Annotated in this window: 15 protein-coding genes; 10 read left to right on the forward strand and 5 right to left on the reverse strand. The window is 66.3% G+C overall.

The annotated features are described in order from the left end of the window. Positions 1–34: 34 nt before the first annotated feature. Positions 35–595, reverse strand: coding sequence for an acetolactate synthase small subunit (ilvN, locus tag RCAP_RS07640; protein WP_013067266.1), 561 nt, complete (start codon positions 593–595; stop codon positions 35–37). Positions 596–676: 81 nt separating this feature from the next. Further along, positions 677–2,422, reverse strand: coding sequence for an acetolactate synthase 3 large subunit (locus RCAP_RS07645; RefSeq protein WP_013067267.1), 1,746 nt, complete (start codon positions 2,420–2,422; stop codon positions 677–679). A 600-nt stretch (positions 2,423–3,022) separates the two neighbouring features. Here RCAP_RS07645 and RCAP_RS07650 point away from each other — a divergent pair. From RCAP_RS07650 to RCAP_RS07670, 5 genes are all read left to right on the forward strand, one after another. Further along, positions 3,023–3,595 (forward strand): TRAP transporter small permease subunit, encoded by a 573-nt coding sequence (locus RCAP_RS07650; protein WP_013067268.1) that lies wholly within the window; start codon positions 3,023–3,025, stop codon positions 3,593–3,595. A 2-nt stretch (positions 3,596–3,597) separates the two neighbouring features. Continuing rightward, positions 3,598–5,430 (forward strand): TRAP transporter large permease, encoded by a 1,833-nt coding sequence (locus RCAP_RS07655; RefSeq protein WP_050759969.1) that lies wholly within the window; start codon positions 3,598–3,600, stop codon positions 5,428–5,430. A gap of 431 nt (positions 5,431–5,861) precedes the next feature. Then, positions 5,862–7,505 (forward strand): long-chain fatty acid--CoA ligase, encoded by a 1,644-nt coding sequence (locus RCAP_RS07660; RefSeq protein ID WP_013067270.1) that lies wholly within the window; start codon positions 5,862–5,864, stop codon positions 7,503–7,505. Positions 7,506–7,595: 90 nt separating this feature from the next. Beyond that, complete coding sequence (prfB, locus tag RCAP_RS07665) at positions 7,596–8,723, forward strand: peptide chain release factor 2 (protein ID WP_013067271.1); 1,128 nt, start codon at positions 7,596–7,598, stop codon at positions 8,721–8,723. 4 nt (positions 8,724–8,727) lie between these two features. After that, the gene (locus RCAP_RS07670; RefSeq protein WP_013067272.1) at positions 8,728–9,282 is read left to right on the forward strand and encodes an AAA family ATPase; all 555 of its coding nucleotides are present in this window, start codon (positions 8,728–8,730) and stop codon (positions 9,280–9,282) included. Positions 9,283–9,478: 196 nt separating this feature from the next. Here the strand turns inward: RCAP_RS07670 and RCAP_RS07675 are convergent, their stop codons facing one another. The 3 genes from RCAP_RS07675 to RCAP_RS07685 all read right to left on the reverse strand — a co-directional run bounded on the left by RCAP_RS07675 (position 9,479) and on the right by RCAP_RS07685 (position 11,962). Then, positions 9,479–9,985 carry a bactofilin family protein gene (locus tag RCAP_RS07675; RefSeq protein WP_013067273.1) on the reverse strand — a complete coding sequence of 169 codons (507 nt, stop codon included), beginning with the start codon at positions 9,983–9,985 and terminating at the stop codon, positions 9,479–9,481. Continuing rightward, on the reverse strand, positions 9,975–11,285 hold the full coding sequence (locus tag RCAP_RS07680) for a DUF5930 domain-containing protein (RefSeq protein ID WP_013067274.1): 1,311 nt from the start codon (positions 11,283–11,285) through the stop codon (positions 9,975–9,977). Before RCAP_RS07680 ends, RCAP_RS07675 begins: the two co-directional genes overlap by 11 nt. Before the next feature lie 200 nt (positions 11,286–11,485). Then, positions 11,486–11,962: a peroxiredoxin gene (locus RCAP_RS07685; protein ID WP_013067275.1), complete on the reverse strand. Its 477-nt coding sequence runs from the start codon at positions 11,960–11,962 to the stop codon at positions 11,486–11,488. A gap of 99 nt (positions 11,963–12,061) precedes the next feature. Here RCAP_RS07685 and RCAP_RS07690 point away from each other — a divergent pair, with 99 nt between their 5' ends. From RCAP_RS07690 to lpdA, 5 genes are all read left to right on the forward strand, one after another. After that, positions 12,062–15,385: an AsmA-like C-terminal region-containing protein gene (locus RCAP_RS07690; RefSeq protein ID WP_013067276.1), complete on the forward strand. Its 3,324-nt coding sequence runs from the start codon at positions 12,062–12,064 to the stop codon at positions 15,383–15,385. Beyond that, positions 15,382–16,434 (forward strand): tRNA preQ1(34) S-adenosylmethionine ribosyltransferase-isomerase QueA, encoded by a 1,053-nt coding sequence (queA, locus tag RCAP_RS07695; RefSeq protein ID WP_013067277.1) that lies wholly within the window; start codon positions 15,382–15,384, stop codon positions 16,432–16,434. The genes RCAP_RS07690 and queA overlap by 4 nt, the downstream gene beginning before the upstream one ends. A 24-nt stretch (positions 16,435–16,458) precedes the next feature. Next, the gene (locus RCAP_RS07700; protein ID WP_013067278.1) at positions 16,459–17,709 is read left to right on the forward strand and encodes an MFS transporter; all 1,251 of its coding nucleotides are present in this window, start codon (positions 16,459–16,461) and stop codon (positions 17,707–17,709) included. Between the two features lie 136 nt (positions 17,710–17,845). After that, positions 17,846–18,409, forward strand: coding sequence for a DUF924 family protein (locus tag RCAP_RS07705; protein WP_013067279.1), 564 nt, complete (start codon positions 17,846–17,848; stop codon positions 18,407–18,409). 119 nt (positions 18,410–18,528) lie between these two features. Beyond that, entirely contained in the window at positions 18,529–19,923 is a 1,395-nt protein-coding gene (gene lpdA / locus RCAP_RS07710) for a dihydrolipoyl dehydrogenase (RefSeq protein ID WP_013067280.1), read from the forward strand. Positions 19,924–20,041: the final 118 nt, after the last annotated feature.

The raw sequence follows: 20,041 nt of genomic DNA on the forward strand, positions 1-20,041 counted from the left end.
GGCAATGGCCTCGGTCAGGGTGTCGTTGCGAAGCTCAGACGCCGCGGGCCAGCGCGGCCACGCCCGTGCGCGCCACATCGACCAGGCCGAGCGGCCGCATCAGCTCGGCAAAGGCGTCGATCTTTTCCGAGGTGCCGGTGATCTCGAAGATGAAGCTTTCGAGCGTGCTGTCCACCACCGAGGCGCGGAAGATATCGGCCAGACGCAAGGATTCCACCCGCTTTTCGCCAGTTGCCGTGACCTTGAACAGCGCCAGTTCGCGCTCGACCGCCTTCGCTTCGGTGGTCAGGTCGTGGACTTCGTGCACCGGCACGATGCGGCCCAGTTGCGCGCGGATCTGCTCGATCACGGCTTCCGTGCCGCGGGTGACGATGGTGATGCGGCTCCGGTGCCCCTTGTGGTCGATTTCCGCCACGGTCAGGCTGTCGATGTTGTAGCCGCGCCCGGAAAATAGCCCGATCACGCGGGCTAGAACCCCCGGTTCGTTCTCGACGATGACGGCCAAGGTGTGGCTGCGTTCGACATCCGAATGGAAGTCGCGCAGATCATAGGCGGAGTGGCTCGACGAGCCTTTCTTGATGTTCAGAGCGGCCATTGCCCTCTCCCTTCCGATACTGATTTATCTTGCCGGAAATATCCCGGGGGGTCCGGGGGGCAAGGGGCCCCCCGGCCGCTCTCACACCAGCGCGGCGCCGCCGCGGAAGGCCTCGGCATCGGCCGAGAGCAGCATTTCGTTATGCGGCTTGCCGGACGGGATCATCGGGAAGCAGTTCTCGTGCTTCTCGACCAGACAGTCGAACAGAACCGGGCCGTCGTGATTGATCATTTCCATGATCGCATCGTCGAGCTCCTTCGGATCGCGGCACAGGATGCCCTTCCAGCCGAAGCTTTCCGCCAGTTTCACGAAATCGGGCAGGCTTTCCGACCAGCTTTGCGAATAACGCCCGCCATGCAGCAGGTCCTGCCACTGCCGCACCATGCCCAGCCGCTCGCTGTTCAGGATGAACTGCTTGACCGGGGTGCGGAACTGCGTCGCCGTGCCCATTTCCTGCATGTTCATCAGCCAGGACGCCTCACCGGCGATGTTGATCACCAGCGCATCGGGATGCGCGATCTGCACCCCGATCGAGGCCGGGAAACCATAGCCCATCGTGCCCAGCCCTCCGCTGGTCATCCAGCGGTTCGGCGCCTCGAAGCCCAGATATTGCGCCGCCCACATCTGATGCTGGCCGACTTCGGTGGTGATGTAGCGGCTGCGCCCCTTGGTCAGGGCCTTCAGCCGCTCCAGCGCATATTGCGGTTTGGTGATGCTGTCCGAGCCGGTGTAGGCGAGGCAGCGGATCTTCTTCCACTCCTCGATCTTGCCCCACCATTTCGCAAGGCCTTCCTTGTTCACCTTGCGCCCGCGCGCCTTCCAGACCTTGAGCAGGTCTTCGAGCACATGGCCGATATCGCCCACGATCGGCAGATCGACGGTGACGATCTTGTTGATCGAGGAGGCGTCGATATCGACATGCGCCTTGGTCGAATGGGGGCTGAAATCGGCGACGCGCCCGGTGATGCGGTCATCGAACCGCGCGCCGAGGTTGATCATCAGATCGCATCCATGCATCGCCAGATTGGCCTCGTAAAGCCCGTGCATGCCCAGCATGCCCAGCCACGATTTGCCCGAGGCCGGATAGGCGCCCAAGCCCATCAGCGTCGAGGTGATGGGGAAGCCCGTCGCATCGACCAGCTCGCGCAGCAGTTGCGACGCCCCGGGACCCGAGTTGATCACCCCGCCGCCGGTGTAAAAGATCGGCCGTTCCGCCTTTTCGATCAGCTCCACCAGCTTGGTGATCGCCTCCAGATCGCCCTTGAGCCGCGGCTGGTAATTGTCCACCCGCGCCGTTTTCGGCCCCGTATACTGGCCGGTGGCGAATTGCACGTCTTTCGGCAGGTCGATCAGCACCGGGCCGGGCCGCCCCGAGGTGGCGACATGGAAGGCCTGATGGATGGTTTCCGACAGTTTCGCCGGGTCCTTCACCAGCCAGTTGTGCTTGGTGCAGGGCCGGGTGATGCCGATCGTGTCGGCCTCCTGAAAGCCGTCGGTGCCGATCATGAAAGTGGGCACCTGACCCGAGAAGACCACGAGCGGAATGCTGTCCATCAGCGCATCGGTCAGCCCGGTCACGGCGTTCGTCGCGCCGGGGCCCGAGGTCACCAGCACCACGCCCGGCTTGCCGGTCGAGCGGGCATAGCCCTCGGCCATGTGCACCGCGGCCTGTTCGTGCCGCACCAGGATGTGGCGGATGTCGTTTTGCTGAAAGATCGCGTCATAGATCGGAAGGACGGCGCCGCCCGGATATCCGAAGATCGTGTCGACCCCCTGATCCTTCAGCGCCTGCACCACCATTTCCGCGCCGGTCATCTGCCGCGACATCTTTTCCGTCCTTTCCGGGGGCATCCCACCCCGCCCGTTTCTCAACAAAAAGCCCCCGCTGGTCTGGCGAGGGCGCATGGGAACCATCATGGTCGACCGTCACCGGCCCATGCGTCCATCCTTCCCTACGACAAGAAGCGAGAGCATCGCTGATCCTTTCCCAATACTCGGGGCGGACATTAGGGGGCCGCGGCAACAGCGTCAACGGCAAATCCGTGAATATAATGTCGCGGTCTGGCCAAAAAGCGTTCCGAAAGTTGCGCAAACCGGCAAGTCGGGCGACATTTCCGAAAAATTGCCCCCGGTTCGGGCGGCGCAAGGGCGTATTTGCACCAAGAAGAAACCCCGTGCCGAGTCGGGGCGGGGGGCGGTTTCGCGCGCCGGTTGCAAAGGCCGGAGGCGGCGCGTTTTCGCTTTTCTTCATTTGGTCAAATCTTTATCCTTTCGCCCATTCGGACCATCGCCTCGCCGAATTTCCGTGGGATTGGTAAGATAATCGGACCGGAAAGGGCCGTTTTTCTTGATTTCCACCCCGCAACCCGGCAAGGAAGGCCGCAGCCCCCGCAGGGGGCAAGGGAAATAAGGGAAGGGGAGGAGACGATGGGCGCTTTGCTTGCCCTCGCACGGGTCATAGACCGCATCAACGAATTCATCGGCAAGTCGGTGTCCTGGCTCATTCTGGTGGCGGTTCTGGTCTCGGCGACCAATGCCGCCATCCGCAAGATCTTCGACATCTCGTCGAACGCCTGGCTCGAGGCGCAATGGTATCTTTTCGGCGCCGCCTTCCTGATGGCCGCCGCCTATACGCTGAAACAGAACGAGCACATCCGCATCGACATCGTCTATGGCGCCTTCTCGCGCCGGGTGCAGCACTGGATCGACCTTTTCGGCCATGTCTTCTTCCTGATGCCCTTCCTTGTGCTGATGCTGTGGCTGATGTTCCCCTGGCTGATGATGTCCGTGCGTTCGGGAGAGGTGTCGACGAACTCGGGCGGGCTGATCATCTGGCCGGCGAAATCGCTGTTGCTGATCGGCTTTGCGCTGCTTTTCGCGCAGGGCCTGTCGGAGATCATCAAGAAGATCGGGGTGATGCGGGGGCTGATCGCGGATCCGCACACCTTCACCGGCCATCACGGCGCGGCCGAGGCTTTCGTTGAAGAGGACGGCATCTGATGCTGATGGAACTCATCGCGCAGAACATGGCGCCGATCATGTTCGTCTCGCTCATCGTCTTTCTGCTGCTGGGCTATCCGGTGGCCTTCTCGCTGGCGGCGAACGGGCTTGTCTTCTTCATCATCGGGGTCGAACTGGCGCCGCTTTCGGGCGGCTCGATCAATCTGGACTGGCCGCTTCTGAATGCGATGCCGGAACGGTTCTGGGGGGTCTTGTCGAACGAGACATTGCTGGCCATTCCCTTCTTCACCTTCATGGGGATCTTGCTGGAAAAATCCGGCATGGCCGAGGATCTGCTCGACACGATCGGCCAGCTTTTCGGGCCGATCCGCGGCGGGCTGGCCTATGCGGTGATCCTTGTCGGGGCGCTTCTGGCGGCGACGACCGGCGTCGTTGCGGCCTCGGTGATCGCGATGGGGCTGATCTCGCTGCCGATCATGCTGCGCTATGGCTATGACCGGCGCATCGCGAGCGGTGTCATCGCCGCCTCGGGCACCTTGGCGCAGATCATTCCGCCGTCCCTCGTGCTGATCGTTCTGGCCGACCAGCTGGGCCGGTCGGTGGGCGACATGTACAAGGGCGCGCTGATCCCGGGTCTGGTGCTGACCGGGCTTTACATGCTTTACGTGCTGGTGATGTCGATCCTGCGGCCGAATTCCATGCCCGCGCTGCCGAAAGAGGCGCGCACGCTGGGCCAGGGCGTGCTGTCGTTCTTTGTCGCCATGGGCATCGGCATTGCCATCTTCGTGGCGGCGCAGCACTGGCTGGCGGGCACCGGCGCGGCGAAGAACGCGGGGATCCTTGCGGCCTCGATCGCGGTGATCTTCGTCTATGTCATGGCGCTGATCGACAAGGCCACCGGCCTGGACCGGATGAGCCATCTGGCGCAGCAGGTCATCATCGTGCTGATCCCGCCGCTTGCGCTGATCTTCCTGGTTCTGGGCACGATCTTCCTTGGCATCGCCACGCCGACCGAGGGCGGTGCGATGGGCGCGGTGGGGGCGCTGATCCTCTCGGCGGTGAAGAAGCGGCTCTCGCTGGAAGTCGTGCGCGAGGCGCTGGCGGCCACCACCCGGCTTTCGGCCTTCGTGATGTTCATCCTTTTGGGCGCGCGGGTGTTCTCGCTGACCTTCTACGGGGTGAACGGCCATATCTGGGTCGAGCATCTGCTGGTGTCGCTGCCGGGCGGCGAGACCGGGTTCCTGATCTTCGTCTCGCTTCTGGTGTTCTTCCTCGCCTTCTTCCTCGATTTCTTCGAGCTGGCCTTCATCATCGTGCCGCTGCTGGTTGCGCCCGCCGAGGCGCTTGGCATCGATCTGATCTGGTTCGGGGTGATCCTGGGGGTGAACATGCAGACCTCGTTCATGCATCCGCCCTTTGGTTTCGCGCTGTTCTTCCTGCGTTCGGTGGCGCCGAAGGTGCCCTTCCTCGACAAGGTGACGGGCAAGCTGACCGAGCCGGTGAAGACCTCGCAGATCTATTGGGGGGCGGTGCCGTTCGTCTGCATCCAGATCGTGATGATCGCGGTGGTGATCGCCTTCCCGCAGCTGGTGATGCATTACAAGGGCAAGCCGGTCGATGTCTCGCATGTGACGGTCACCGTGCCGGGCGGCATCGGGGGCGGTCTGGGCGGTGGTCTGGGCATGCCGGGCGGGCTCGGCCTGCCGCCGATCGGGGCGCAGCCGGGGGCGGTTCCCGCGCCGGGGGGCCTGGGCGGTCTGCCGCCGGGTCTGGGCGCGCCCGCGGGGCAGCCGGTCACGCCGCCTGCCGGGGGCGCAAGCCTTGGCATCCCGGCGCCGCTGGGTCTGGGCGGGGCGCCGATCACCGGCAACTGAGCCTGATGACAAGACAAGACGGCGGTCCCCCGAGGCCGCCGTTTTCGTTTGGCCGAGGCCATCGCCGAGGCCCCGTGCGACATCGGCCCCGTGACGGCCGGGGGCCCAAAGGCCCTCGGTGAGCCGCCCGCCCCGCCCATGGCGGGCGCTTCTCGCCCGCCGGGACGGGCGCTGGCCTCTGTTGCGCTTGGGGAAACGGTCCAGGCCAGACCCTGTGCACTTGCGGGCGGGGAAACGCGATGCGTTTCCTTTTCCGCCCGAACCTGCCGCATTGCAGCAAATGCCGTAACGTCAATTCTGCGCTGCGGCCTTTCGCCCGTGCGACCGCTTGACACGAGAAGCCCGAGCCGTCGGAATACGCCCGAGGAGTGAGGACCCCGGCCGCAGCCCCGAGGAAGGCCGCCGCCGGGGTCGTATCGAGGGAGGAACCGATGCAGAATTCGATGATGCACCTGCCGCTGGTGATCGGGTCTTTGGCCGATCACGTCGAGCGGTTTCACGCCGCGACCGAGGTGGTCTCGGTCGAGACCACGGGCGAGGTGACCCGGACCGGCTGGGGCGCGGTGATCGGCAATGCCCGCCGTCTGGCCTCGGCCTTGGAGATGCACGGGGTGATGCAGGGCGACCGCTGCGGCACCATCGCCTGGAACACGCGCCGCCATCTGGAAATCTATTTCGGCGTCTCGGGCGGCGGCATGGTCTGCCACACGCTGAACCCGCGCCTTGCGGCGGAACAGCTCGTTTACATCGTCAACGATGCCCGCGACCGGGTGCTGTTCATCGACCGCGGCTTTGTTCCCACCATCGCCGGGCTGATCGACCAGATGCCCACCGTGAAGATGGTGGTGATGATGGGCGCGCGCGACGAGGCGCTGGCGGCGCAGCTTGACGGGCTGCAGTTCTATGACGAGCTGATCGCGCAGGGCGATGCCGCCTTCCAATGGCCGCAGATCGCGGAAACCGAGCCCTCGTCGCTGTGCTACACCTCGGGCACGACGGGGCATCCGAAGGGCGTGCTTTACACCCACCGCTCGACGCTGTTGCACACTTTGGCGGGCAATTCGCCTGACGGGCTGGCGCTCTCGGCGCGCGACAGCGTGATGCCCGCGGTGCCGATGTTCCATGTCAACGCCTGGGGCGTGCCCTATATCGCCGCGGCGGTGGGGGCGAAACTGGTGCTGCCCGGCCCGAAGCTGGACGGCGAAAGCCTGGCGCGGCTGATCGCGGCCGAGCGGGTGAGCCTTGCGCTTGGCGTGCCCACGGTCTGGCTGGGGCTCTTGCAGGGGCTGGAGGCCACCGGGGCGGATGTGTCCTGCCTGAAACGCGCGATGGTGGGGGGGACCGCGCTGCCGCCCTCGATGATCGCGGAATTCCGCGACCGCTATGGCGTCGATCTGGTGCATCTGTGGGGGATGACGGAAACCAGCCCCTTGGGCACGGTGAACCAGCTCTTGCAAAAGCACGTCGCCCTGCCGCCCGAGGCGCAGGCCGAACGCCGTCTGGCGCAGGGGCGTCCGCCCTATGGCGTGCAGCTGCGGCTGGTGGACAGCGCCGGTCACGTCCTGCCGCATGATGGCGTGACGCAGGGCGAATTGCAGATCCGCGGTCACTGGATCGTCGACACCTATTACAACAAGGACCGCTCGGCGCTGACTTTTGACGGCTGGTTCGACACCGGCGACATCGCGACGATCGACCCGGATGGCTACATGGTGATCCGGGATCGGTCGAAGGACATCATCAAGTCGGGCGGCGAATGGATTTCCACGGTCGAGCTGGAAAACATCGCCATTGCCCATCCCGCGGTGGCCAATGCCGCCGCCATCGCCGCGCGGCATCCGAAATGGGACGAACGCCCGGTGGTGATCGTGCAGCGCCATCTGCGCATGGAGGTGAGCGAGGAGGAGATCCTCGCCTGCTACAAGGGCAAGGTGCCGAACTGGCAGATCCCGGACCGGGTGCTCTTCATCGACAACCTGCCCTTGGGCGCGACGGGCAAGGTGGTCAAGGCGCGGCTGCGCGAGCTTTACGGCGAGGTGCTGATGCCCGAGACGGCGGAAGCCGAACCGGCCTGAGCGCGGGCGGGCGGGTCTGCGCACCCGCCCCCCTTGCCCGGGACGCGCGGGGATTGTATGACCCGGCCAACCCCGCGAAAGGACAGTGCCATGCGCGCCGAAATGCTCAACATCGTGGAAGCCGTCCGCAAGACGCTCAGGCTGCTTGCGCAGCGCATGGATCTGGAAACCGCGCCGCACCGGCTGGAAGAATTCAACGCCATGATCGAGCATGGCGATCTGTGGTCCGATCCGGCCCGCGCGCAAAAGCTGATGCGCGAGCGGCAGATGCTGATGGACAAGCTGGAAACCTATCGCCGCATCGACCGCGATCTGACCGACAACATCGAGCTGATCGAGCTGGGCGAGATGGAGGACGATCCCGAAATCGTCGCCGAGGCGGAAAAATCGCTGCGCGCACTGAAGGAACTGGCCGCCGCCAAGGAGCTGGAAGCGCTTCTGGATGGCGAGGCGGACGGCAACGATACTTTCCTTGAGATCAACGCGGGCGCGGGCGGCACGGAAAGCTGCGACTGGGCCTCGATGCTGGCGCGGATGTACACCCGTTGGGCCGAGAAAAAGGGCTATACGGTCGAGCTGCAATCGGAAACCGCGGGCGATGAGGCGGGGATCCGCTCGGTCGCCTACAAGATTTCCGGGCAGAATGCCTATGGCTGGCTGAAATCGGAATCGGGCGTGCACCGACAGGTGCGGATTTCGCCCTATGACTCGGCGGCGCGGCGGCATACGTCGTTCAGCTCGGTCTGGGTCTATCCGGTCGTCGACGACAATATCGAGATCGACATTCCGGCCAGCGACATCCGCATCGACACCTATCGGTCCTCGGGCGCGGGCGGGCAGCACGTCAACACCACCGACTCGGCGGTGCGGATCACCCACTTGCCGACGAATATCGTGGTGACCAGCTCGATGAAATCGCAGCACCAGAACCGCGAGGCCGCGATGAACGCCCTGCGGGCGCGGCTTTACCAGATGGAACTCGACAAGCGCAACGCCGCGATCAACGCCCAGCACGAGGCCAAGGGCGAGGCGGGCTGGGGCAACCAGATCCGCTCTTACGTGCTGCAGCCCTATCAGATGGTGAAAGACCTGCGCACCGGCCACGAGACCTCGGACACCCAGGGCGTGCTGGACGGCGATCTGGATGCGTTCATGGCGGCGACGCTGGCGATGGATGTGGCGGGCAAGTCGCGCGCCGACGCGAATTCGGACGATTGAGCCGGTGGCGGCACGGGTCTATATCACCGGCGCCGCCGGGTCCGGCACCTCTACGCTTGGCCGCGCCTTGGCGGCCGAGCTTGATCTGCCCTTTCTGGATACCGACGATTTCTACTGGGCGCCGACCGCCCAGCCCTTCACGCAAAAGCGCCCCGTGGCCGAGCGGCTGGCGCTGATCTCGGCGGCGCAGCTGGGGCAGGGGCGTGAGGGCGGCTGGGTGCTGGCGGGCTCCTGCGACGGCTGGGGCGACACGGCCATTGCCGGGGCCGGGCTGATCGTCTTCCTGACCGCGCCGACGCCGGTGCGGCTGGCCCGCATCCGCCGCCGCGAGGGCGAGAAATTCGGCGACCGCATCCGTCCGGGCGGCGACATGGAACTGGCGCATGCGCAATTCCTGAAATGGGCGGCAAGCTATGACGACCCCTATTTTTCTGGCCGGTCGCTGACGCGGCACCGCAACTGGCTTTCGGGCCGCCCCGAGCCGGTGCTGGAACTGTCGGGCTCGATGCCGCTGGAAGATCTGCTGGCCAAGGTGCTGGCTCGTCTCAAGGCGCTCTGATCGCGCTATTTTATCTTGCCACAAATATCCCGGGGTGAGACGGGATCGAAAAGCCTTCCGGTGGAAGGCTTTCCCGTCGAACGGGCTGCCCATGGCAGCCCTGCGGGCAGAGCCCCGGCCTTGCCCGGTCACCCCCTGCAACGCCAAAAGAAAAGGGCGGCCGAAGCCGCCCTTTCGTCCCGTTCCCGGGAAAGACTTACTGGCCGCTATAGGGCTGGTCCGGCGTGGGGGCCATCAGCTTGGGCGCATTCGCGCCCTGCAGCGGATCGTCCTGCCGCTGCACCGAGCCCTCGAAATGGGCGCCCGATTCAATCGCGATCGTCTTGTGGATGATGTCGCCTTCGACCCGCGCGGTCGAGGTCAGGCGCACCTTCAGCCCGCGCACGCGGCCGACGACGCGGCCATGCACGACGACGTCATCGGCGACGATTTCGCCCTTGATCGTGGCGCTTTCGCCCACCGTCAGCAGATGCGCGCGGATGTCGCCCTCGACGATCCCTTCGACCTGAACGTCGCCCGTGGTCTTGATGTTGCCCGTCACCGTCAGATCCGCCGACAGCACCGAAGCCGCCGCCTTGGGCCGCGTCGTGGCGGGGACGAATTCGCCCAAGGACCGCGGCGGCACCGCGCTTGCCTCGGGTTTCTTCTCGGGTTCGGAGGCCGTTTTCGGGCCGGGTTCGTGGATCTTGCTTTTAGAAAACATCCTGAGCCGCCTTGATGAAGGTCATCGGGTTGATGGGGGCGCCACCGACCCGGATTTCATAGTGCAGATGCGGTCCCGTGGACCGTCCGGTATTGCCTGTATCACCAATTATCTCCCCGCGCGACACCTTTTGCCCGACCTTCACGCGGATTTTGGACAGATGGCCATAGACGGTCGAGACGCCGAATTTGTGCCGCAGCTTGATCACCTGGCCATAGCCGTTTTCCCAGCCCGCATCGGTCACCACGCCATCGGCGGGGGCATGCACGTCCATCCCCACCGGCCCGGCCAGATCGATCCCCGCATGCAGCCGCCCCCAGCGCCAGCCAAAGGGCGAGGTGAAGCGGTAGCCGCCCTTGATCGGGATCGCGAAGGGCAGCTGATCGACGGCGATGCGATACATGTTCATCTCGTCAAGCTGCTGCAGGATGCCCTTGGCGCGGGCGATGTCGGCGCCGTCGTCGATCACCCCCTTGGTCGAGATCGCCGCCGACAGAAGCGGCCCGCCGGTGCCGGAATAGCCGCGGCGGATCTCGCGCAGGATCGCATCCGGGTCCATGCCCGACTTGCGGAACATCCGGTCGAGCGGCTCCATCGAGATCGTAACCGCGCCTTCCAGCGTGTCGAAGATCTCGGCGTTGCGTTCCTCGATCAGGCGGCGCTCCTGCAGCGCCTGATCGGCCTCGGCGCGGGCGTTTTCGGCGGCGCGGGTGGCGCGGTCGCGTTCATGCGCGGCCTGATCCAGCGCCGAGGCGAGCAGATCGACGGTGCCGTCCATCTCGCCCACGCGCTGGCGCAGCGCCGCCGCCGAGCCGCTGCCGCGGCTTTTGTCCAGTTCCGCCCGCGCCGTGTCGCGTTCGGTCATCGTGCGCTTCAGCGTCGCCTGAATCACGTTGATCCCGGTTTCCAGCTCGCGGCGGCGTTCCTCGGATTGCAGCAGCTGCGACTGCATCCGCGACACCTGATCGAGCGCGAGCTGAAAGCGTTTTTGCGCCGCCAGCGCCTCGGCGGCGCGGGCATCGCGTTCCTGCGAAAGACTGTCCAGACGCGCCTCGAACTGCGCCCGCGCGATCGCCGATTGCTCGCGCGCGCCGCCCGAGGAAATCTGGTCGATGAACAGAAGCGAAGTGGCGATGACCGACCACAGGAACAGCACCGACACCGCCGCCAGCGTCATCGCCTGGGTCAGCGGGCGCATCCGCACGAAGCGGGTGGCATCTTCGGATTTCAGGAACAGCCGTTGTTCCGGCAGCCATCGGTCGAGCACCGCATTGGTGCGGTCGAGTATCCGTCTGGGCAAAGCGGTTTTCCTGTCTTGCGGGCAGGGCCCGGTCCTTACGCCCCGGGGGGGCACCGGGTCCTTGCCGGACTTAGCAAGCGTCAGGCCCGCGGCGCAACCGCTTTCCCCCGGGCGCGGCGAAGCCCCGCCCCGGGGGGGTGGTTTTGGGCGAAAATCTGCCGAAACTCGCCCATCGGGTCAGTTGCGGGGCAGCGCGGCGCTCAGCCGAGCGCCTGCACCGCCGCCAGAACCGCCTCGGCATGGCCCTTGACCGAGACCTTGGGCCAGACCTGCGCCACCGTGCCCGTCGCATCGATCAGGAAAGTGGCGCGCTGGATCCCCATCGAGGTGCGGCCATACATGTTCTTTTCCACCCAGGTGCCATAGGCGTCGCAGACCGTGCCCGCCTCGTCCGAGACCAGCCCCACACCCAGCGCATGTTTGGCGCAGAATTTCGCATGCGATTTCGCGCTGTCCTTGGAAATCCCCACGACAATCGCCCCCGCGGCGTCGAAATCCGGGCCGAGGCGGGTGAAATCCAGCGCCTCGGTGGTGCAGCCGGGGGTGTCGTCCTTGGGGTAGAAATAAAGCACCACCTTGCGCGGGGCGAGGGCGGAGAGGGTCAGCTCCTCCGGTTCGGCGCCCGTGCGGGTGACGGGCAGGGTGAAATCGGGCGCCTTTTCGCCGATAGCGATCATTTGCGTTCCTCCTTGTCGGATGCGACATTAGAAGTAGGGCAGAAAAACGCGCGGTCAAAGGGCCGGACGCAGGGCAAAGCCGGGGCAGAGCAGGGCAGGATGACCGAGCCGGGGGAAAACCAGACACCGCGCAAGCGGCAGGCGGAGCGGACGCGCCGCAGGCTGGGGATCTGGCTGATCCTCGGGCTGGCGGTCTGCAGCCTGGCTTTGGGGGTTGCGGGGCTGGCGCTGACGCATCTGCCGGTGCCGGTGCCCCATGCGCTGCTGTCGCGGATCGAGGCGCGGGCCAATGCCGCGCTGGCCGGGCGGATGCGGGTGCATCTGGGCTCGGCCGCGCTGGTGATCGAGGCCGGTTTCGCCCCCGAGGTGCGGCTGGCCATGGTGCAGATCGCCCAGCCCTCGGGCCTGCCGCTGGCGGTCTTTCCCGAGGTGCGGACCCGGCTGCGCCCCGAGGCGCTGCTGCAGGGGCGGATCTTGCCGCAAAGGCTGCAGATCGGCGGCGCCTCGGTGGCGCTGTACCGGGCCGCCGACGGGCGGATCGATCTGGATCTGGGCGATGCCGGGGCGGGGGCGATCAAGCTTGATCTGACCGATCCGCTGAAGGTGAGCGACAGCATCGAGGCTCTGTTTGCCACGCCTGCGCTGCGCGGCGTGGCCGAGGTCTCGGCCGAGGATCTGCATATCCGCATCGTCGATGAACGCGCCGAGCGGATCTGGGAGGTGTCCGAGGGCCGGTTCCGCCTGAGCCAGAGCGCCGAGGCGATCGCGCTGACGCTCGGTTTCGATGTCGGCGAACAGGACGCGCTGCCCGCGCAGGTGGCGCTGACCGCCTCGACCTCGAAGCGCGGCCCGGCGGCGGAATTCGGCGCCGCGGTGACCGGCATGCCCGCCGCCGATCTGGCGGTGCAATCGCCCGCGCTGGCGGTGTTGCGCACGCTCGATGCGCCGATCTCGGGCACGCTGCGCTCGGGGATCACCGAGGATGGCACGCTGCGGCGTCTGGATGCGAGCCTGCATATCGGGCCGGGGGCGCTGCGCCCCTCCGAGGCGGTGAAGCCCGTCCCCTTTGACGGCGCCGATCTGAAACTGGCCTACCGGCCGCGCAGCGGCGTGGTGGAGATCACCCGGCTCGATCTGCAAAGCCGGGCCCTGCGGCTGGCGGCGACCGGGCAGGTGCGGCTGCGCGATTTCGAAAAGGGCCTGCCGCGCGAGGCTCTGGCGCAGGTGCAGCTTTCCGACATCGCCTCGGACCCCGAGGGGCTTTTCGAAAAACCGGCGCGGTTTTCGCAAGGGGCGCTCGATCTGCGGCTGAGGCTTGATCCGTTCCGCGTCGATCTGGGGCAGGTGCAGCTGGTCGAGGGCACGCGGCGGATCTCTGCCACCGGGCAGGTTCTGGCCGGTCCGGCGGGCTGGCGGGTGGCGATGGATGCGGCGGTGGGAGAGATCAACAGCGCCGATCTTTTGGCGCTCTGGCCGAAATCGCTGGTGCCGCCGACCCGCGAATGGCTGGCCGAGAACGTCGCCACGGGCGAATTGCGCAATGTGCGCACGGCCTTGCGGCTGGTTCCGAAGCAGCCGCCGCGGGTCGAGCTGGGCTATGAATTCCGCGGCGCCGAGGTGAAGGTGCTGCGCACGCTGCCCCCCGTGCGCGAGGGCCGCGGCTTTGCCGGCATCACCGAGAACAAGCATACGCTGATGGTCGAAGAGGGCACCTTGCGCGCCCCCTCGGGCGGGCAGATCGAGGTGGCGGATTCGGTGATGACCGTGCCCGACATCCGCGAAAAACCGGCCCGCGCCGAGGTGAAACTGGTCACCCGCGCGCCGATTCCGGCGGCGCTGGCGCTTTTGGACGAGGAACCCTTTCACTTCATGTCGAAGGCCGGGCAGGGCACCGACATCGCGACCGGCTGGGCCGAGGCGCGCACCCGGCTGCGCTTTCAGATGAAGAAGCGGATCCTGACCGAGGATGTCGATTTCGAAGTGGCGGCGCGGCTGACCGATGTCGTGTCCGACAGGATCGTGCCCGGCCACAAGATCACCGCGCCGCGGCTGACGCTGACCGCCGACCGGGCGGGGATGGTGATTTCGGGGGCGGGGCTGTTCGACATCGTGCCGTTTCAGGGCCGCTGGGCGCAGCGCTTCGGGCCCGAAGCCCGCGGCATCTCGCGCGTGGACGGCTTCGTCGAGGTGACGCCCGCGGCGCTGGATCACTTCCGCATCGCGCTGCCGAAAGGGGCCGTGCGGGGCGAGGGCTGGGGCTCTTTGGTGATCGATCTGCACAAGGGACAGCCGCCCGCCTATCGCTTTGCCTCCGATCTCAAGGGGCTGGTGCTTTCGGTGCCCGAGGTGGGCTGGTCGAAGGGGGCCCCGGCGGCGGGGCGGATCGAGCTGGCGGGCCATCTGGGGCCGGTGGCGACGGTCGACAGCCTGAAGGCCACGGCCCCGGGGCTGAGTGCCGAGGGGCGGTTGCAGCTGTCGGACAAGGGCTTCGAGAAGGCGATCTTCGGCAAGCTGTCGATCGGCAGCTGGTTTGACGGCGCCGTCGATCTTGTGAGCCGCGGCAAGGGGCGCGTGCCCGATGTGGTGGTGCATTCCGGGCGGCTCGATCTGCGCACGGCGCGGTTTGGCGGCGCCTCGGGGGCGGGCGGCGGTGGCGGCGGGGCCCCGGCCAAGGGCGGCGGCAACCGGATCGAGGCGCGGCTGGACCGGCTGACGGTCTCGGGCGGGATCGCGCTGGCGCCGATGGCGGGGCAGTTCACCACGCGCGGCGGCTTTTCGGGCGATTTCCGCGGCAGGATCAACGGCGGCCCCGAAGTGACGGGCGCGGTCGTTCCGGCGCAAAACGGGCGTGCGGCGGTGCGGATCACCGGGCCCGACGCGGGCGCGGCGCTGGCGGCGGCGGGGGTGTTTTCCAAGGCCCGCGGCGGCACGCTCGATCTGACGTTGATGCCGGTCGAGACGAAAAGCTATGACGGGCGGCTGGCGATTTCGAACCTGCGGGTGCAGGATGCGCCGGTGCTGGCCTCGATGCTCTCGGCCGCTTCGGTGATCGGGCTTCTGGAGCAGCTCAATGGCGATGGCCTGTTGTTCACCGATGTCGCCGGGCGGTTCCATCTGTCGCCGCAGGGGGTTTCCGTCACCTCGGGGCAGGCGGTCGGCGCCTCGATGGGCGTCACGATGAGCGGCAACTACTACCCCGACAGCAAGGCCATCGACATGCAGGGCGTGGTGACGCCGTTCTATCTGGTCAATGCGATCGGGCAGATCTTCGCGCGCAAGGGCGAGGGGCTGTTCGGCTTCAACTACCGCATGCGCGGCACGTCCGAGGCGCCGCGCATCACCATCAACCCGCTTTCCATCTTTACCCCCGGCATGTTCCGCGAGATCTTTCGCCGCGCACCGCCGAAACTGGTCACAGAATGAACCTTTCCGATTTCGATTTCGAGCTGCCCGAGGGGCGGATCGCCATAAGGCCCGCCCGTCCGCGCACGGCGGCGAAACTGCTGGTGGCGACGCCCGATGCGATCCGCGATCTGACCGTGGCCGATCTGCCCGATCTTCTGGGCCCGGGCGACCGGCTGGTCTTGAACACGACCAAGGTCATTCCGGCGCGGCTCTCGGGGAGGCGCACGCGGCAAAGCGCGCAAGGGGAGGTGGTGGCCCGGGTCGAGGTGACGCTTCTGGAACCCGCGCCCGGCGGCGACTGGATGGCGCTGGCCAAGCCCCTGCGCAAGCTGAAGGAGGGCGAAGAGATCGTCTTTTCCGATGCGCTGTCGGCCCGTATCGCGGCGATCGCCGAGGGGCAGATGCGGATCCGCTTCAACCTGACCGGCCCCGATTTCGACGCGGCTTTGGCCGAGGCCGGGGCGATGCCGCTGCCGCCCTATATCGCCGCCTTGCGCGCCCCCGACGAGCAGGACAAGACCGATTACCAGACCGTCTTCGCGCAAAAGCCGGGCGCCGTCGCCGCGCCCACGGCCAGCCTGCATTTCACCCCGGACCTGCTTGAAAAGCTGCGCGACAAGGGCGTCCAATTCACCGAGGTCACGCTGCATGTCGGCGCCGGAACCTTCCTGCCCGTCAAGGTCGAGGATGTGACGACGCACAGGATGCATGCCGAATGGGGCGAGGTGACCCCACAGGCCGCCGCCGAGATCAACGCGACGAAAGCCGCGGGCGGGCGGGTGATTCCCGTCGGCACGACGGCGCTGCGGCTGATCGAATCGGCCGCCACCGGGCCGGGCGTCATCGCGCCCTTTGCCGCGACGACCGACATCTTCATCTATCCGGGCTACCGTTTCCGCATCGCCGACGCGCTGATGACGAATTTCCACCTGCCGAAATCGACGCTTCTGATGCTCGTCTCCGCCCTGATGGGGCAGGACCGCATCCGGGCGATCTACGATCACGCGCTCACGAAGAATTATCGCTTCTTCTCTTATGGTGATGCCTCGCTTCTGCTACCCGGGTGAGTGTCCCCAACTGCGAGAATTGCGATGCTGTCCGTCCTGCGCACCACCTGGCCTTTGCTTCTGGGCGTGATGCTGCTCATGGTCGGCAACGGCATGCAGGGCACGCTTCTGGGCATCCGCGGCGCTTTGGAGGGCATCGGCACCTACAAGATGTCGGTGGTGATGTCGGCCTATTTCGCGGGCTTTCTGCTGGGCTCGCATTTCACCCCGCAACTGATCGCGCGGGTGGGCCATGTGCGGGTTTTCGCGGCCCTCGGCTCGCTGATTTCCGCGGTGCTGATCCTTTACCCCGCCGTGCCCGACTGGATCGCCTGGTCGGCGATGCGGGTGGTGATCGGCTTTTCCTTTTCCGGCGTCTATATCACCGCGGAAAGCTGGCTGAATGCCTCGGTCGGCAACCGGATGCGGGGGCAGGCGCTCTCGGCCTACATGATCGTGCAGATGATCGGCATCATCTCGGGGCAGGCCTTGATGAATGTCGGCGATCCGGGGGGCTATCTGCTTTTCGTCATCCCCTCGGTGCTGGTGTCGGTGGCCTTCACGCCGATCCTGTTGTCGGTCGCCCCCGCCCCCGAATTCGCCGAGGTGCGGCGGCTCGATTTCCGCAAGCTCTTCGCCGTCTCGCCGCTCGGCGTCGTCGCCATGTTCCTGATGGGCGGGGTGTTTTCGGCGCTCTTCGGGATGGTCTCGGTCTGGGGCACGGCGGCGGGGCTTTCGGTGCGCCAGATCTCGATCTTTGTCGGGGCGATCTATCTGGGCGGGCTCGTCGCGCAATATCCGATCGGCTGGATCTCGGACCGGATGGACCGGCGCAAGCTGATCCTGCAGGTCGCGGTGATCGGCGCGGGCGCGATGTTCGCGGCGGCGCTGCTGGCGCCCGGCTTCTGGACGCTGGTCGGCCTTGGCGCGGTGATCGGCGGCGTGGCGAACCCGCTTTACGGCCTGCTCATCGCCTATACGAACGACTATCTCGACAAGACCGACATGGCCGGGGCCTCGGGCGGGCTTCTGTTCGTCAACGGCGTCGGCGCGATCACCGGCCCGCCGGTCACCGGCTGGCTGATGGAGCGCACGGGCTCTTCGGGCTTCTTTCTCTATGTCGCGATCCTGATGACGCTGATCGCGCTTTACGCGGGCTGGCGGATCCTGCGCGCGCCGGGACGGGCAGGGGCCTTCCCCGCCTCTTTCGCCGTCGTCTCGCCCTCGGCCACCGCGCTGGCGGTCGAGGCCGTGCTCGACTCGGGCGAGGGCGGCAAGGCTTCGCGGTCTGCCTGAAGCTTGGGCGGGCCGCCCATCCTTTGGGCAAAATGGGGCAGAGTTGCAGACCGATCCCGCGCGCGGGCGGGTTGCGCTTGCAATTCCCGGGCCAGTTGGCACGCTAACAGGGCTGCTCCTAACCCAAGGGGGGACCATGGACGAGATCACCGAAGTGATCGCCTTCTGGCACGACGAGGTCGGGCCGGATCGCTGGTACAATGCAACACCCGAGCTCGATGCGGAGATCCGCACCCGCTATCAGGGGCTGTGGGACCGTGCCCGCGCGGGCGCCTGTGACGACTGGGCGCAATCGGCGGTGGGCGCGCTGGCTTTGTGCATCCTTTTCGATCAGATGCCGCGCAACATGTTCCGCGGCGAGAAACTGGCCTTCGCGACCGATGCGCAGGCCCGCAAGGTGGCCGATGCCGCGATCGAGCGCGGCTTCGACATGGAAATCGTCGATCCGCTGCGGCAGTTCTTCTACGTGCCCTTCATGCATTCCGAAAGCCTGGCCGATCAGGAACGCGGCGTGCGTCTGGCGGCGGAACGGATGCCGGACGAGCATCTGCTGCATGCCAAGGCCCATCGTGCGGTGATCGCGCGGTTCGGCCGCTTCCCGTGGCGCAATGAACTGGTCGGCCGCTATTCCTCGGACGAGGAGGCGGCCTTCCTGTGGCAGGGCGGCTATGAACGGATGCTGGCCCACGTCGCGCGCTGATCCGGCGGCACAGCTTGAAACGCGCCCTTTCGGGTGCGCGTTTTCCATTTCGGGGTGCGGCTTCTTGAAGCGGGCGCAAAAATAGTTTAATGCCAAACCATCTTGAGATGGAGGGACGGATGGCCGCCAAGAGCTTCGACATGATCGTGATCGGTGCGGGACCGGGGGGCTATGTCGCGGCGATCCGCGGCGCGCAGTTGGGGCTTTCGGTGGCCGTGGTCGAGCGCGAGCATCTGGGCGGCATCTGTCTGAACTGGGGCTGCATCCCGACGAAGGCGCTTTTGCGCTCGGCCGAGGTGTTTCACCTGATGCACCGCGCCAAGGAATTCGGGCTGAAGGCCGAGGGGCTGGGCTATGATCTTGATGCGGTGGTGGCGCGGTCGCGCGCGGTGGCCAAGCAGCTGTCGGGCGGCATCGGGCATTTGCTGAAGAAGAACAAGGTCACCGTGCTGATGGGCGAGGCCACGCTGCCGCGCCCGGGTGTGGTGGCGGTGAAAACCGGCGCGGGCACCGAGGAGATCACGGCGAAGAACATCATCCTGGCCACCGGTGCGCGGGCGCGGGTGCTGCCGGGGCTCGAGGCCGATGGCGATCTGGTCTGGACCTACAAGCATGCGCTGACGCCGAAACGGATGCCGAAGAAGCTGCTGGTCATCGGCTCGGGCGCGATCGGGATCGAATTTGCCTCCTTCTTCAACACCTTGGGCGCCGATACGACGGTGGTCGAGGTGATGGACCGGGTTCTGCCGGTGGAGGATGCCGAGATTTCGGCCTTTGCGAAGAAGCAATTCGTCAAGCAGGGGATGAAGATTCTCGAAAAGACGACGGTTGTGAAGCTGGACCGCAGCCCGGGCAAGGTCGTCGCGCATCTGCAGGACGCCAAGGGCACGGTCACCGCGGACTTCGACACGGTGATTTCGGCGGTGGGGATTGTCGGCAATGTCGAGGGGCTGGGGCTGGAAGCTTTGGGCGTGAAGATCGACCGGACGCATGTGGTGGTGGATGAGTTCTGCCGCACCGGCGTTCCGGGGCTTTACGCCATCGGCGACATCGCCGGGGCGCCGTGGCTGGCGCACAAGGCCAGCCATGAAGGCGTGATGGTGGCGGAACTGATCGCGGGCAAGCACGCCCATCCGATCAAGCCGGGCACGATTGCCGGCTGCACCTATTGCACGCCGCAGGTCGCCTCGGTCGGGCTGACCGAGGAAAAGGCGAAAGCCGCGGGCCATGAGGTGCGGGTCGGCCGCTTCCCCTTCATCGGCAACGGCAAGGCGATTGCGCTTGGCGAGCCCGAGGGGATGGTGAAGACCGTTTTCGACGCGAAGACCGGCGAGTTGCTCGGCGCGCATATGGTCGGCGCCGAGGTGACCGAGCTGATCCAGGGCTATGTGATCGGCCGCACGCTGGAAACCACGGAAGAAGATCTGATGCACACCGTCTTCCCGCATCCGACGCTGAGCGAGATGATGCATGAAGCGGTGCTCGACGCCTATGGCCGCGCGCTGCACATGTGACGGCAGGGGGGCTCTGCCCCCCGTCCGCAAGCGGACTCCCCCCGGGATATTTGGAGCAAGATGAAGGGCGCCCATCGCGGAGCGCCCTTTGTGTTTCATCTTGCCGCAAATATCCTGG

It is taken from the genome of Rhodobacter capsulatus SB 1003, from assembly GCF_000021865.1.
GTDB lineage: Bacteria > Pseudomonadota > Alphaproteobacteria > Rhodobacterales > Rhodobacteraceae > Rhodobacter > Rhodobacter capsulatus_B.